Below are 14,309 nucleotides of genomic sequence, written 5' to 3'. Positions count from 1 at the left end.
GTCTACCTGACCGCATCAAGCCTTAGGCTTGGCCTTCTTAGGCTTCAAATACTTGGTCAGCCCCTGGAACCACATCACCAGCGCCGGGTTGCCCTTGAGCTGGATCGACTTGTCCTGAATCCCCTGCATGAACGCCAGCTGCTTGTTCTTCGCCTGCATCGTGGCAAACCCGTACGCCGCGTCTTTAAAGGCAATCGCAAACGCCGGCTCCGCCACCACGCCAGACTTGCTGGTAATGCGCTGCCCCTTCACCACGAAATGCCGCGCCACCTTGCCGTCCAGGGTCTGCAGCTGAAACACCAGATCCTTGTCACCCAACTGCTGCTGGAACGCCGGATTGGTCCGACTGGCCTTGCCCATCAACAGCCCCAGCATCCACAGAAGAAAACGAAATTTCATGCGCACAGCCTCAAAAGGAAAATGAACGGCTGGGGGAGTGTAAGGGATTCATGGGATAACGCCACTATCGAGTGACGTTGCAAGACGATGGTGAGTATTTCTCGCATGATGACTGCCAAGTCACGATTTCCAACCCGGCGTCCTACACGTGTTGAAACACATCCCTGTAGGAGCTACCGAAGCCGCGATCTTTTGATCTTGTGCCTCGCAAACCTATAGGAAATTTCCCTCAAAACGCCGGGATACCCATGAACTAGGCGGGCTAGCGGTTCGTCGATAGCCTCTGTGTGTCGCCGCAAAATCGGTGACTCGGACGTGCAAGTCCGGTGGGAGTACACATTGGTTATGGCAATCGGCCGGGCGTTTTCCTATGCTCGCGGATCGTTATGGCTGCTGTGTATGGGAGGCCTTCGGGTCTGCCGGGTTACTCCACCGGTCTTGCACACCTATGCACAGCTGCCACCACTTTCGAAGTGCGAGCGAAACGGTGTCAGCTCCTCGAATCTGGAGTAAGCGCTAATGATCAAACCAACACCCAATCCCCCCGCAACGCCAGAAACCTCCCCCTACGAATCCCTTGATTCAAGGAAACTCCACGAAGCCGCCGAACGCGCCCTCGACCACCACCTGAAACCCGCCACCGCGCGTCCCAAACGCCTCGGCGGCCTGTTCATCCTCTGCCCCAACGCCGACGCCGAAGCCCTCATGGCCAACGCCTCCGAAGACCTCCTGTGCATCAGCGCCATCGCCGCCAACCTGGCCGACGAACTCGACGGCCCCCGCCGCTCGATGGCACTGGGCCTGAGCAGAATGGCGGACGGCGTGCGGTTGATCGTGGAAGGCACAATCGATCACATTGAGTTCAGGGAGTATCAGGTCAGGCCGTAACCGGATCGTGGGCGGAAAAAAGGGGACGTTGAGTCCCCTTTCTCACATGCTCGAGTCACCACTGACAGCCAGTTTCAGGCAATACACTCATATTGCTATCGTGCTCGAATATGTATTTCTTTTCGGACTTGCGGTTTGTGTAAACGATTCCGAAAATGAGGGGATCCTGACTCGCCATTACATAATCCCCAGTTACCATGCCTCCAGACACCTCCACCCACTTCGTCGTGATTTCGGGAGGGCGGCTAGCAATCACGCCACGCTGTCGATGTTCAACCGGTGACCCTTATCAGCCGCCATTTGATAACAGGCTAATGCTCGGGACATATCCTTTGTTCCCAACTAGAAAAATGGGGACAGACCACGGTTTTCGAGCAACTACTAAAACGTGGCCTGTCCCCATTACACTGCGGGTCAACTTACGGCCTCACTGCCGAAGGCATACGCAATTCCCGCAAAAATGTCGAGCCATGGATTAAGCACACGCCCATCCACGTGATCACCGCACATACGCCTCGGTGGTGCGCATGCCGCCCAGGATCGAAGCCTCCCTCGCGCCGCTATTTCGCCCGTTCAGCAACGCGTGCAGGCACTTTTCCGGCTTTACCTTCCGCGATCATGGCGTCAGAGTATTTTTTGTAATATTTCGCAGCCTCGGAAGTTTCTTTCAAATTCCACAAAGAGTCCGCGATATTGAGCATCAGCACAGTCCGCTTACCAACTACTTCGATTCCCCGATAAATCCTCAGTGCGGACGAATCATCACCTGCTTGTGCTAGATAGAAACCGATATTGTTCAAGGCTTGGACGTTCTTACTGGCCGGGTAGCAACTCATATAAGATTCGACCCCCATGAATAGTTGGTCTTTTACAGCAAGGCCTTTCGCAGACGCATTATTAATCGGCTCCACTGACTTTATTAGGTTGTTAGGAGAAATCGTTTCCAAGTTCGGCACAATCACCTCTCCCCCATCAGTCAACCAATTTCCCCCTTTCCAACTTCCAGAACACGCTTCAGCGGAGCGTGACAAAAGTACGCAACCAGTATCCATTGAAACCATATCGCAATAATTATTCTCGGTGGCAACCACCTCTTGCCCATTGCTCAACTCTCCAAATACAGTTCGCTGAACCAACGCATATTTTTTGCTGGGTGAAAGAGAGTCAGAGTTAATACCTACGCCAACTGAAGTTTTGTTCCCATTATCGTATAAATCATAGCTGTCGTTCATCTTGGAGAAGGTAGCGCGCTTCCATACAGCGGCACCTTGGTCCCAAGAAGAAAACTTGAGCATCGCACCATCGGCACTCGTCAAACTCGAATCTGCGGCATTACAAAAAGATCCAATTGAAAAAATTAGACATGTACCTATAAAAAATTTTGCCTTTAACATTTTCAAAGCCCTGCCTTTAAGTAATTATAACGGAGAGATGGATTCGTCATTCTTCTGTTATTACCATACAAATCGAGAACCTTCCGCTCATTCGCGCCGTGCGCCGCCCCCCAGGTATCAATATTCCTACTTACCGCCGGATTCTGGGAGAAGAACGTGTCGAGCGCTGCACCTAAATCATCCTTGACAAAGGCGGGCCTATTTATATCATGATCAAGTACTACAGCCTTTCCTAAAGGAGACTTAAATAACTTTTCGGCACTAAAGCTGTACCCCGCGGGCACTTTACTCAATGCAGCATGCAGCCTATCAATAAAATCCATTATTTGTATTTCCACGTATAACGGGCTTGCAATTGCACACGCCATCGCAGAAACTGGTTGGCAATCAATTACCTTACCAAAGGTCGCTTCATTACATCCAAGTTGCAGGTTTTCTTTTAGCGCCTGCTTTTCCAATTTAGCGCCGTTAGCTCGAGCCTCCCCCTGATAATATAATTGTGGGGACACACCTGCATCATCTAATTTCCAACCTTTAGATTCAAAAAATTCTACATATGCATCTGGATATTGATCCTTGAATTTTTTAATTTGATCTGGCAGCTCACCGCCACCGGTGACTTTCATTGTTTTCTGCATCGCTCCCGCAGTGATCACTTCACTGTCATAACACTGTACCCCATTGATTTTTGCTTCATTCCCCGACATGACAACAATGATTTTCTTTTCATCCGCTGTAATCCTCCCCGCAGATACTAGCTCATCCCATTGAGGAGCACTGCCTAACTCTTTATCACCGGTATGTAGTGGGCCGTAATGGGTCATAGTGCTAGAATTCCAACGAGTCACTTTAACAATAGCATTGCACTCGCAGATTTTTTTAGCGGTCATATTTTTTATGAATTCAACCGGATGAAAATGCCAAACCACATCTGAACTAACAGCGGTCTTACCAGACAGCTCACTCCAAAAAACATATTTGCTTATCCGTTCTTTTTCGTGCTTCAACGTTTTTGGAGATGCTTCTAGTAATTTATCCAACTTACTCCACTTAACCGACTCCGCCTTGTCCTTCCACTCAGTTGGATGGTGAGCAATGAGCTTCGCCCAGTGATCTCTCATATCAACATTTTTCAATGCCTCAGAGAGTTCATTGCGATCAACATCCCCGTCGTGGTTTTTATCAATTTTGGCGAAAAGATCTTTGAAGAACTGAGGCATGTCTTGAGGGTCGAGGAATCCATCGGCAACGGTGTTTGTTTCTTCCACGATCTGAAAACCCAATTTCTCCCAGTCGTGCTGAGTGATGAGCGTTGCGCCAGATTTTTTAACAAGTCCCTTTAACGGTTGATCGTCTTCCACCACACTGACGTCATACCAGCTTTCATCGCCTTCCTTGATCACGGGAGCCTTACTTAAATCAACAACATGCTCCTTTTTGACCGGAATACTACCGGTAGCAGGCGCCTTTTTCTTGAGCTCAGCTCCTGCCAAAAGATGCAGATATTGTTTACCTATCTTCAAACCAGCAGCGTTTTGAAGAAAATTTTTTACGTCGACATCATCAGTGAATATCTCGACATGAACCTGATATTTATTGGTTACGCCGCCATCTTCGCCTGTGAGGTTTTCTGTCAGCCCTAAGTATCCGATCGGATCACCTGCCTTGATACCGGTACTTGCAGGCTCTACAGAATTGAAGCTACTCGGGATTACATCCCAGGCAACATATTCGTTTTCCACAATCGCCCAGAAGCTGGGAGGAAGGTTTCCCGTCCCAGCCAAGCTACCGCTGCTGGTACATTTCGCCATGCGACGAATTGTCCCTGCAACATTGAGGTTCAGTACCTCTTTGCTTTCAAATTCCACCGAACTTTGAGGGTTAAGTTGCAGCGAGCCAATCTTATCACCGGCATTCTGCCCATTTTGGGCAGAGATAGGATCCTGATAAAGATCCAATCTTTTCAACGCGATTCCTTTCACCTTACCTTGCCAATATTTTGGCTTTAAACGCTCCGGGATCGGGTCTGCCAGCCATATACGTGCGGGTTTGGAGTTTTTGTAGGGTTCTCCGTCTTTCAAGTATGCGAACCAGACCTCCTTTCCAGCCTCACGAACTTTGTGACCGTTCTTTTTAACGCTACCTGAAAGAATTTTCCCTTTCGCATAGGTAACGTTGCCTAAGTCCTTCTGATCCAATATCTCAAGCCTGGTCCCCGCAACAAGCTTGCCAACGTTCTGAACGGTGCTGGTTTCAGGGAAATCATCGTAAGCGTTGAAGTCACTTACTTTCATGGTCACGTGAGGTTTCGGAGTTTCTTCCTCCGTTAGCGGATAACGTTTGAAGGGCAGAAGGTGCATGTACAAACTGTAGAAGTTCAGCTTGTTTTGCTTGCCTTTATTCGGCCCTTCTTCTGAGTTTGGCGCAGATTTGTACTCATGTCGCACCAAACAAAACGAGTTGGAATACTTGAGTTTTTTCTCATTTTCGCCGAACGTAGACTCCAGATAGTCTTCGTTAAGTCGATAGGCCACGACTTCACCATCGGACATGCAACGAATCGGTTCATTCAAGACACACTGCGGAGCACTCGCATTACTTATGTGTATGCCACCATGCCAAAATTTATTACTCCCTAACAAATAATGCCCTGCGGTTTCCTTTTCGAGAGCTTTATAGACTTCTTCAGCGTCAGCGAATTGTTTTCCGTCTGCCTGCCTAAACGGGTATTGAAATTTTATTAACGGCGTAGACTCTACCGGTGCCGGTGCTGGTGCTGGTGCTGAACTTCCTCCGGTCCTGGTCGACTCTTTAACCCTTAAAAATTTTGTAGGGACTGGCCAATACCAAGCCTTCCCAAAGGCACCGAATTTGGCAGTAGCTGGCCCAGAACTTTGCGCTCCGAAGAATTCCCCAAACTCAGAATCCAGCGTACTGTCATAATGTTCGACAATACCTGTATGGTTTAACGTCTTATTTTGATGATTTGACGTGGCATTAATCCAGAGTACGATATCTCCCCGCTTCACATTAGTCGGGCTTATTACATCGTAATATTTGAGCGCTTCCTGGCTATTAAGCCCAGCGGTATTCTGGTAAGGAACTTCGTAGCCCGCCCCCGTCAGCAACAAGTTAACCATATGAGAACAGTCGACAACTTTTTTACCATTCTCTACGGCGTAACCATCCCCGCCCTCTTTATAGCTATAATTCGCGCTGGTGTAATTTCCAGATAAATCCAGTGGTTCTGTCATTTCTGCTTCCTGCAATAATCAATAGCAATAGCTGGCTTTAGCAATTCCAGCGGGCTGCTTATTCAGACGTTCCAAATGTGCGATAGACCCTTTGCTGCCTTTTTGGGCAGCGAGTTGGTAGCAAGCAATCGCCCTGGACATGTCCTTAGTAACCAATTCTCCAGTTTCAAAGGCTCGACCGAGTGCATTTGTTGCAAAGGCGTCTCCCATACGGGCCGCCTGCGTCAACGCTTCTTCAGCCTCTTCTGGATGCTGGCATGGAGCATCAGAGGAAACATTGTTTCCATCGCAGTAAAACAACGAAAGGCTCATCGCACCCTCAGGCAACGTAGTCGCTGCTGCCTTGAATAGCTGTTCAACCTTATTAGTTTCTAGCTGCGGAGCCATGCCAGAAAGGCTCAAACTTGCAGCATTCAAACTAGCCTGAGGATCACCGGAAGCTGCTGCGCATAGGTAGTTCTCCAAAGAAGCTTCAAATAACTCACCTGTGAGTCGGTACTGCTCTAACCCCCCCAGGCCTCTGAAGGCTTCTGCACGCTGGAAGCAAAAGTTCTCTGCCTCGCTCATGTGGGCATTGCTCGCCTCTACGAGATCTTTCTCTCTGATCGACCAATCTTCAATACCCTCAAGCACCCAACATGCTTGGCGAGAAAAGTTGAAAATCTTGATGTTGCTGTTGCCCGCCCGTTTATCCACTACGTTGAAATGACTATCGTCGATCGCTTCGACCACCACGCCTTCCGTCTTGTCTGTGCCCACAGGCGACATTAGCGGAAATGGCAAACTGGAGCTCTTGACTCCCGTCGTTTGTGGCTCAAAAACTCCGTGCTCTCCCACCGGTTTCAAAACCAGTGACTTCACCGTCATCGCAGTCAACCGCTGCTGAGTTTCAGCATTCGCAGAGAACGCAGGCAGGAACTGGGAAAAATCCTCAGACGGACACTCATCCGCATAAGCGCTGCCATGAAACAGGCTCAGCAGCGAGGCGGTGAGAGCCGCTACGGCGAAGCCATTCCTCTTCTTCAACAAACCATTCATGTCGATCACTCAGAAAACACAAAAAAAGCCTTCGGCTTAACCTTCTCAGGCGGCGCATTCGCAATCGCCTGATCCATCAAACTCCCCGCCTTATCCTTATCCGCCGCCCCCGGCAGCACCGGGGGCTTGATCCCGATCCCAGTGCCCGAGCCAGCCGACCCGCCGGCGTTGATCTTCACCACCGGCCCCACCACGGTCACGCCGCCGCCGTCGAGCTTGATGAAGCTGCCGCCGCCCTGGATGGTCAGTTCGGTGCCGGCTTCGATGACGATCTTGTCGCCGGCCTTGAGGTGGATCTCTTTGCCTGCGCTGGTCAGTTGCGCGGTGCCCAGTTTCACGTGCTGGTTCTGGCCGACGGTCAGGTGGTCGTCCATTCGCGCTTCGATCTTGCGGTCCGCGATGGTCGTGCGGTGCTCTTCGGCCTTCAGTTCGGTGTAGGTGTTCTTCACCACAGTGTCGTGACGTTCATTGCCGACACGGATCTTCTGGTCGTGTTCGATGTTTTCGTCCCAGTCGCGCTGGGCGTGGATGTAGATCTGTTCGGCGCCTTTCTTGTCTTCGATGCGCAGTTCGTTGTACCCGCCGCCGCCCGGGGAGCTGAGGGACTTGAAGACGCTGCGGGTCTTGTTCGCCGGCAGGGCGTAGGGCACCGGGTTTTCCTTGTGGTACAGGCAGCCGGTGACGAGGGGCTGGTCGGGGTCGCCTTCAAGGAAGGTGACGAGGACTTCCATGCCGATGCGCGGGATGCTGATGGCGCCGTAGCGGTCGCCGGCCCAGGCGCTGGAGACGCGCAGCCAGCAGCTGGTCTTGTCGTCGGCCAGGCCTTCGCGGTCCCAGTGAAACTGGACTTTGACGCGGCCGTACTGGTCGCAGTGGATCTCTTCGCCCTTGGGGCCGGTGACGGTGGCGGTCTGGCTGCCGAGCACGCGGGGCTTGGTGTGTTCCAGGGCCGGGCGGTAGAAGACGTCCCACGGGGTGGCGAGGAAGCGGTTGCGGTAGCCCTGGTGGAAGTCGTCCTTGTTGTCGGTGGTGTCGCTGGTCACCGACTCTTCGAGCACTTGCGGCTGCTTGCCTTCGTGGACGATTTCGGTGAGCAGCCACAGGTCGTTCCACTCGCTGCGCGGGTGGTCGGACAGGGCCATGAAGTGGCCGCTGACCAGTTTGGTCTGGTCGCCGCGGCCCTCGGCCTGGCGGTAGTCGGCGCGGTGGCGTTCGAGGGCGCGCTGGCTGAGGAACTTGCCGCGGGCGCGGTCGAGGAAGCGGCCCGGGTAGTCGTAGTCTTCCAGGTCCGGCTCGGTGCTCTCGCCATCCGGTTTGTACGCGGCCTCCAGTTGCAGGCGCGGCTTCTCGAAGTCGTAGTCGCGGCGGGTGACGCGGCCGGTGCGGGTTTCCAGGCGCAGCTTGAAGCCCTTGATCACCGGCTCTTCGGCGACCATGCCGCTGCCCTGCACGTACGCGGTCGGCTGGCCGAGGTCGGGGAACACGGTCTGGTCGTCGCCGAACACCAGCAAGTGGCCCTTCTTGCTGTGCTGGAAGTGGTAGTGGATGCCCTCCTCCTCGCACAGGCGCTGGATGAAGTGCAGGTCGGTCTCGTCGTACTGCACGCAGTAGTCGCGGTCCGGGCACTTCTCGCTGAGCTGGAAGCTGTAGGCGTTGGCCATGATGCCGTGCTCGTCGAGGATCAGCGCAATGATCTTCGGCACCGACATCTGCTGGTAGATGCGCTGGTTGGTGCGGTGATGCAGGTACTGCATCTGCGGCACCAGCGACACCTTGTAGCGGGTCAGGCGCTTGCCGGCGTCGCCCTGGGCGACGCGGTAGATCTGGCCGTGGATGCCCGAGCCTTGCGGGTCGAAGGCGAGGAAGGCCTGCTTGTGCAGGAGCTGCTCCAGGTCCAGGTCGGGGTTTTCGCTGACCAGTTCCAGGTCGAAGCGGAACGGCTGGCTGATGCCTTCGGTGCCGGTGAACGACAGCACTTGCAGGTCGCCCACGTAGTCTTCGACGGTGAGGCTGAAGTGGGTTTCGTTAGCGGGGTTGAACATAAAGGGCTCCCTGTTCGAGTGTCATCCGTGGCGCCGCAGCGCCAGACGCTGCAGCCACGACGGATCGACGCTCAGTGCTTCATGCAGTTGGCGGGCAGTGACGGTGCGCTGCGCCGCGTCGAAGGCCAGCGCGGTGCGCAGCGCGGGCCAGCAGTGTTTCGGTAGGTTGTCCGGGGCCTCCAGGCCGCGGTCCAGGCCTTCGTCCCGGGCCTGGGTCGACGGCAGGCGGCGGAACGGGTGTTTGCCGCCCGCCAGCTCGTAGATCACGCAGGCGGCGCCGTACACGTCCGCGCTGGCCGACAGCGGCCGGCCCTCCAGCAGTTCGGGGGCGGCGTAGCCCGGTGTCCAGGCATTGAAGCGTTCGCGGCTCAGGTGCGGCAGGCCGGGCAGCACGCCCTCTTCGGCTTGACCTAAGCCGAAGTCGAACAGGCGCAGGCCGTCTTCGCTGAGCATCACGTTGCTCGGTTTCATGTCGCCGTGCAGCACGCCGCGGCGGTGGGCGCAGGCCAGCGTGTCGAGCAGCGGCAGCGCGATGTCGCGCAGTTCTTTCCACGGCAGGCCCAGGGGCCGCTCGCAGAGCAATTTGTCCAGGGTCAGGCCACGCATGAGTTCCATGGTGATGAAGGCCCGCTGGCAGTCGGTGTCCACTTCGAACGTGTGCACGCGCACCACGTTGTCGTGGCGCAGGCGCCGGGTCAGGGCGAACTCGCTGTAGAGCAAGGCGCTGGCGTCCGGCGATTCGGCGAATTCTTCGCCGAGGATCTTCAGCGCGATGTAAGGGTCGGGATCGCCGAACTGTTCGTGCAAAAGGTCCCGCGCCCGGTAGACGGCACCCATGCCGCCGGCCCCGAGCAGGCGCTCGAGGTGGTAGCGGCCCGCGAGGATCTGGGGCAGCTCGCCGATGCTGGCCTTGGTCGGCGCCAGCGCAGGCTCTGCCTTGTGGGACTTGGCGAAGGCGAAATAGGTCAGGTTGTTGGCCTGCTCTTCGCTCATCAGCAGGTCGTCGACCGAGGATTCGAGCCCGTTCATTGGCGCACCACCACGGCGGTCAGGTTGTCCCGCGCGGCGCCGCGCAGGGCGCCGTCGAACAGGCGCTCCAGCGCCACGTGCGGCGCGCTCAGGCTCAGGGCGTTGCCCATCGCGTCGCTGCTCAGGCCCTGGTAGAGGCCGTCGCTGCACAGCAGGAACACGTCGCCCGGATACACCTCAAGCTCCAGCACATCCAGGGTCAGCTGTTCGGCGGCGCCGACCGCCCGGGTCAGCGCCTGGGCCGCCGGATGCGCGGCGGCCTGTTCGGCGCTCATCTGCTGTTCGTCGATCAGTTGCTGCTGCAGCGAATGATCCTTCGACAGCTGATACAGACGCTGCCCGCGCCACAGGTAGCAACGGCTGTCGCCGGCCCAGATGCACGCCGCGCGGTTGCCTTCCACCAACAGCGCCACGACGGTGCTGCCCATGATGCTGTCGTGGCGCCCGGCGGTGACGGTCAACTCCTGCCCCAAACGCCGGTTGAGCCAATGCAGGCACTGGCGGATAGCCTTGAGGCGTTCGTCGAAGTCGTCCTGCTGAGGCAGTTCCGCGAGGCTGGCGACGATCAGCTGGCTGGCGACATCGCCGCCCTGGTGACCGCCCATGCCGTCGGCGACTGCCCACAGCCCCTGCTGCGGACAGTCGAGGAAGGCGTCCTCGTTGCGCGAGCGCACCTTGCCCGCGTCGGTGCGGGCCGCGCTGCGCCAAGGGCTGGCCACCAGCATCAGAGCTGCACCGGCATGCGGAAGGTGCGCAGCACGCTGAGGTCGAACGGGTTCGGCGTGCGCTGGCTGGTCAGCAGGTAGTTGGCACGCAGGCCGCCCACGTCCGCTTTCAGCACCAGCACGTCGCGGCCGGTCAGGTACTCGGTCTGCATCAGGTCGAACAGGCGGAACAGCGACCAGGGGCCGGTGTTCTTCTCGATGCCGATCGGGCGGCCCGCCATCTTGTCCATCACCAGGCTGGTGCGGCCGTCTTCAGCGTCGGTCGGCCACTTGAAGGACATCGGCAGAATCGGGCCGTGGCGGTATTCCATGACCTTGTCGCCGAACTTGAACTCGGAGCGGCTGACCGCCGGATCCAGGGTGTACGGCTCCAGCTTGAACTGCACCTGCGGTTCGGCCGGGTTGATCGAGAAGAAGCTCTGACGGATCACCAGCGCCGCGGCCATCTGGTCGAGGTAGACCTTGGACACCGGCAGGCTGTGGCCGTCGACGCTGCGCATCCGGTAGTTGCCCGGATCGCCGCTGACGAACGGACGCATGTAGGTGTCGAAGAAGCGGTCGACGATGCCCTGGGCCTTGAAGAAGTCGCGGAAGTCGCTGATCGCCACGTCGCTGGTGCTGGTGGCGCTGAACGGGTAGCGCTTGCTGATGGTCTTGCCGTACACGCTGTACAGCTCGTTCTGGTAGCGGCCGTTGAGGTACTGGTAGGCGTCGTTGAGCACCAGGCGCCAGGAGTCCTCGGCCAGCACGTTGAACCACACGCTGAGCGGACGCGGCAGGCGGCCGGAGGCGTTGCGCAGGTTGGTCAGCGCATCGCGCTGGCCGCTCATGCGGGTCTTGGCCATTTCGAACGAAGCTTGTTCCGGCGAGCTGGAACGGGCCAGGCTGGCCAGTTGCAGTTGCAGGTCGTTCAACGCGTTGAGGGCCGGGGTCAGGTCGGCGGCCGGGCCGTTGTTGTCGTCCAGCAGACGGTGCAGCGGCTCGAAGCGGCGTTGCAGGGACTTCTTGGCGGTGTCCGGCAGGTTCTTCGCCACGTTCATGGCGGAAGCCTTGTCGGCCACGGCGGAGGCGATCTTGCCGACCTTGCCCAGCTTGCCCTTCTGCCCGGCCAGCGCGTCGGCGGCGTCGCCGGCTTCGTCCACCGGCTCGGCGACCACCGGGAAGCGGGTGTTCTCGCGCACTTCCGACAGCAGCGCCAGCACCGGCGAATTGGCCGAGGTCAGGCCCGCCAGCTGCTCGGCACCTTCGCCGGCGTCGTTGATCGGCGGCAGGGCCACCTGGCCGACGGCCTCGCTCCAGTAGTTGGCGTAGTCGCGAAAGTACAGTTGCTCCAGCTCGACCATCAGGCGACGCAGGTCCATGTCGCTGATGCCCGCGCCTTCGCCCAGCACCCAGTTGTCACGCAGGATGTCGGTGACCAGCGCCGAGCCCTGCACCGAGAAGTACTGCTGATAGCCCTGCAGGGTGTAGAACCCCGGGATCACGTACTCGGTGCCGATGAACAGCGAGCCCTGCGGGCCCAGGTGCTGGCTGAAGCGGTAGTCCGGCAGATTGCGCGCCTGCTCGCGGAGCATGCGGTACACCACGGCGGCCAGGGATTCGCTGCGCAGCACCTGACGGGCCTGGGTCACCAGTTGCTCGTTGAGCGGGTAAATGAACGGCTGCTGCAGCAGGCGTTCCAGGTGCGTGGTCAGACCGTTCTGCACCGCGGTGTTGCCGGAGTAGCGCATCGACCAGTCGTTGGCGACCCAGTCCTTGAGCCACGCGGCGTCGCGGCGGTCCTTCATGTTCAGCATCAGGTATGCGCGCAGGCTGTTGATCAGCTTTTCGCGGTCCTTCATGTTGGCGCGGATCTGCCCTTCGAGCTGGGTCGCGACCCGTGGCAGCAGTTGCTTCTCAAGCTCGCGCTCGTAGGCTTCCTTGACCACCGGGTTGACGTCGGTGCCCTGATACAGGCCGAAGCGCTCGTGGTACGACACGTCGCCCTTCTTCGGGAACACCTGGGTGGCGGCGTAGCTGGTGTCGAGGGTCTTGAGCACGCCCATCGCGTCGTCGCGCGGGCTCAGCGCGGTGCGCTGCTGCGTCCAGTTCTGCGCCAGCGCACGGAGGTTTTCCAGGCGCTCGTAGTTGGCCGAGAAACCGCCGGCCCAGAGCATGCCGAACAGCGCCAGCGCCCCCAGTGCGCCCACGTACAGGGCACGCTGGCCCCAGTGGATGCGGCTGCGCTCGCGCTTGTCCAGGCCCGCCAGGTCGGCCTCGGGGAAAATCACCCGGCTGAGCAGGTGATGGATGAACCGCGAACGGCCGCTGCGCAGGGTCGGCAGCACGCCGGCGCTCATGCCCAGGCTGGCGCCGATGCCGGCGGTGGCGGAGTCCATTTCCTGGGTCAGGTGCGGCGCGCTGATCAGGTAGAAGCCGCGCAGTTGGCTGGCCCGCTGGTAGCGGTTGCCGGTGAACGCCATGTCGACGAACAGGCACATGCGCTCGCCGATCTGGCCGAGCTGGTGCGGGAAGTCGAGGATGCGGCCGCGGCGCTGGGTGTCGCGCTCGGAGTGCATGCGCATGATCACCTGGCTGTTGAGGCGACGCAGCAGCTCTTCGAATTCACCGCGCAGCACGGTCACGTCGGTGCCGACCTGATCCTTGCGGAAACTGGTGCCGAGCACCTGGTCGCTTTCCTCGCGGGTCAGCTGGTCGAAGAACTCGTCGAAGCCCAGCAGCTTGTCGGCCTTGCTCAGCACCAGATACACCGGCACATCCACGTGCAGCTTCTGGTACACGTCCTGCAGACGGCCGCGCACCTGGCGGGCCAGGGTCTCGATGTCCTGCTCGCTGCCGCCGGTGAGGGTCTCCACCGGGATGGTCACCAGCACGCCGTTCAGCGGACGGCCGCGGCGGCGCTTGCGCAGCAGCTCCAGCAGGGTCGTCCAGGCGCTGCCGTCGACTTCCGCGTCCGGCTGGCTCATGTAGCGCCCGGCGGTGTCGATCAGCACGCCGTGGTCGGCGAAGTACCAGTCGCAGTGACGGGTGCCGAGGGTGTCGCGGGTCAGCTTGCGGTCGATCTTGTTGATCGGGAATTCCAGCCCGGAGAAGTCCAGCAGGCTGGTCTTGCCGCTGCCCTGGGGGCCGATCAGCAGATACCACGGCAAGTCGTTGCGCCAGCGCTCGCTGCGGCCACGGTACAGGCTCGAGGTCTTGAGGGTCTTGAGCGCATCACGGAAGCGCGCCTTCAGTTCCTTCTGCTCTTCGTCGATCAGCTCTTCGCGGCGGATGCGGTCCTGGCCGTCTTCGGTCTCTTCCACGGCCTTCTTGCGGATCCCGGCGCGCCAGCTGACGAAGACCATGGTCAGGCCCCAGATCAGGAACAGCACGCTGATGGTCAGCAGGCGGGAGGTCGAGCCTTCCCAGAACTTGTAGTCGGCCACCGCCAGCAACGGCCCGACGAACCACACCAGCAGCGCCACGAACAGCACCAGCAGCAGGGTCCAGACCCAGGTCTGGCGCAGGAAGGCGCCGACTTTCTTGAAAAACTTTTTCATC

Annotated in this window: 9 protein-coding genes; 1 reads left to right on the top strand and 8 read right to left on the bottom strand. The window is 58.1% G+C overall.

Annotation, left to right across the window (positions count from 1 at the left end):
- Window positions 1–15: 15 nt before the first annotated feature.
- Window positions 16–399 (bottom strand): helicase, encoded by a 384-nt coding sequence (locus KVG96_RS25195; protein ID WP_217894457.1) that lies wholly within the window; start codon window positions 397–399, stop codon window positions 16–18.
- A gap of 519 nt (window positions 400–918) precedes the next feature.
- Between KVG96_RS25195 and KVG96_RS25190 the strand changes: the two genes are divergently transcribed.
- A complete protein-coding gene (locus KVG96_RS25190) occupies window positions 919–1,287 on the top strand; it encodes a DUF6124 family protein (protein WP_217894456.1) in 369 nt (122 codons plus the stop codon).
- A 560-nt stretch (window positions 1,288–1,847) separates the two neighbouring features.
- On the opposite strand, the gene KVG96_RS25185 is transcribed toward KVG96_RS25190, so the two are convergent.
- The 7 genes from KVG96_RS25185 to tssM are packed head-to-tail and all read right to left on the bottom strand — an operon-like array spanning window position 1,848 to window position 14,308.
- Window positions 1,848–2,681 carry a tetratricopeptide repeat protein gene (locus tag KVG96_RS25185; protein ID WP_217894455.1) on the bottom strand — a complete coding sequence of 278 codons (834 nt, stop codon included), beginning with the start codon at window positions 2,679–2,681 and terminating at the stop codon, window positions 1,848–1,850.
- Window positions 2,682–2,683: 2 nt separating this feature from the next.
- Window positions 2,684–5,935 carry an EF-hand domain-containing protein gene (locus tag KVG96_RS25180; protein ID WP_217894454.1) on the bottom strand — a complete coding sequence of 1,084 codons (3,252 nt, stop codon included), beginning with the start codon at window positions 5,933–5,935 and terminating at the stop codon, window positions 2,684–2,686.
- Window positions 5,936–5,953: 18 nt separating this feature from the next.
- A complete protein-coding gene (locus tag KVG96_RS25175; RefSeq protein WP_217894453.1) occupies window positions 5,954–6,973 on the bottom strand; it encodes a tetratricopeptide repeat protein in 1,020 nt (339 codons plus the stop codon).
- A 5-nt stretch (window positions 6,974–6,978) separates the two neighbouring features.
- Window positions 6,979–9,015 (bottom strand): type VI secretion system Vgr family protein, encoded by a 2,037-nt coding sequence (locus tag KVG96_RS25170; protein ID WP_217894452.1) that lies wholly within the window; start codon window positions 9,013–9,015, stop codon window positions 6,979–6,981.
- 21 nt (window positions 9,016–9,036) lie between these two features.
- Complete coding sequence (locus KVG96_RS25165) at window positions 9,037–10,044, bottom strand: serine/threonine-protein kinase (protein WP_217894451.1); 1,008 nt, start codon at window positions 10,042–10,044, stop codon at window positions 9,037–9,039.
- Window positions 10,041–10,769, bottom strand: coding sequence for a PP2C family protein-serine/threonine phosphatase (locus tag KVG96_RS25160; RefSeq protein ID WP_085579018.1), 729 nt, complete (start codon window positions 10,767–10,769; stop codon window positions 10,041–10,043). The genes KVG96_RS25165 and KVG96_RS25160 overlap by 4 nt, the downstream gene beginning before the upstream one ends.
- Window positions 10,769–14,308, bottom strand: coding sequence for a type VI secretion system membrane subunit TssM (tssM, locus tag KVG96_RS25155; protein ID WP_085579020.1), 3,540 nt, complete (start codon window positions 14,306–14,308; stop codon window positions 10,769–10,771). Before tssM ends, KVG96_RS25160 begins: the two co-directional genes overlap by 1 nt.
- Between the last annotated feature and the right edge of the window lies 1 nt (window position 14,309).

Origin of the sequence: Pseudomonas ekonensis, from assembly GCF_019145435.1 — a bacterium.
Lineage (GTDB): Bacteria > Pseudomonadota > Gammaproteobacteria > Pseudomonadales > Pseudomonadaceae > Aquipseudomonas > Aquipseudomonas ekonensis.
The sequence above is the reverse complement of the archived record's forward strand: the minus strand, read 5'-3'. Positions and strand labels throughout refer to the sequence as shown.

Bases quoted from the DNA above. Each gene is read 5' to 3' on its own strand.
- KVG96_RS25195 (WP_217894457.1), bottom strand. From the start codon at position 399: ATGAAATTTCGTTTTCTTCTGTGGATGCTGGGGCTGTTGATGGGCAAG.
- KVG96_RS25190 (WP_217894456.1), top strand. From the start codon at position 919: ATGATCAAACCAACACCCAATCCCCCCGCAACGCCAGAAACCTCCCCC.
- KVG96_RS25185 (WP_217894455.1), bottom strand. From the start codon at position 2,681: ATGTTAAAGGCAAAATTTTTTATAGGTACATGTCTAATTTTTTCAATT.
- KVG96_RS25180 (WP_217894454.1), bottom strand. From the start codon at position 5,935: ATGACAGAACCACTGGATTTATCTGGAAATTACACCAGCGCGAATTAT.
- KVG96_RS25175 (WP_217894453.1), bottom strand. From the start codon at position 6,973: ATGAATGGTTTGTTGAAGAAGAGGAATGGCTTCGCCGTAGCGGCTCTC.
- KVG96_RS25170 (WP_217894452.1), bottom strand. From the start codon at position 9,015: ATGTTCAACCCCGCTAACGAAACCCACTTCAGCCTCACCGTCGAAGAC.
- KVG96_RS25165 (WP_217894451.1), bottom strand. From the start codon at position 10,044: ATGAACGGGCTCGAATCCTCGGTCGACGACCTGCTGATGAGCGAAGAG.
- KVG96_RS25160 (WP_085579018.1), bottom strand. From the start codon at position 10,769: ATGCTGGTGGCCAGCCCTTGGCGCAGCGCGGCCCGCACCGACGCGGGC.
- tssM (WP_085579020.1), bottom strand. From the start codon at position 14,308: ATGAAAAAGTTTTTCAAGAAAGTCGGCGCCTTCCTGCGCCAGACCTGG.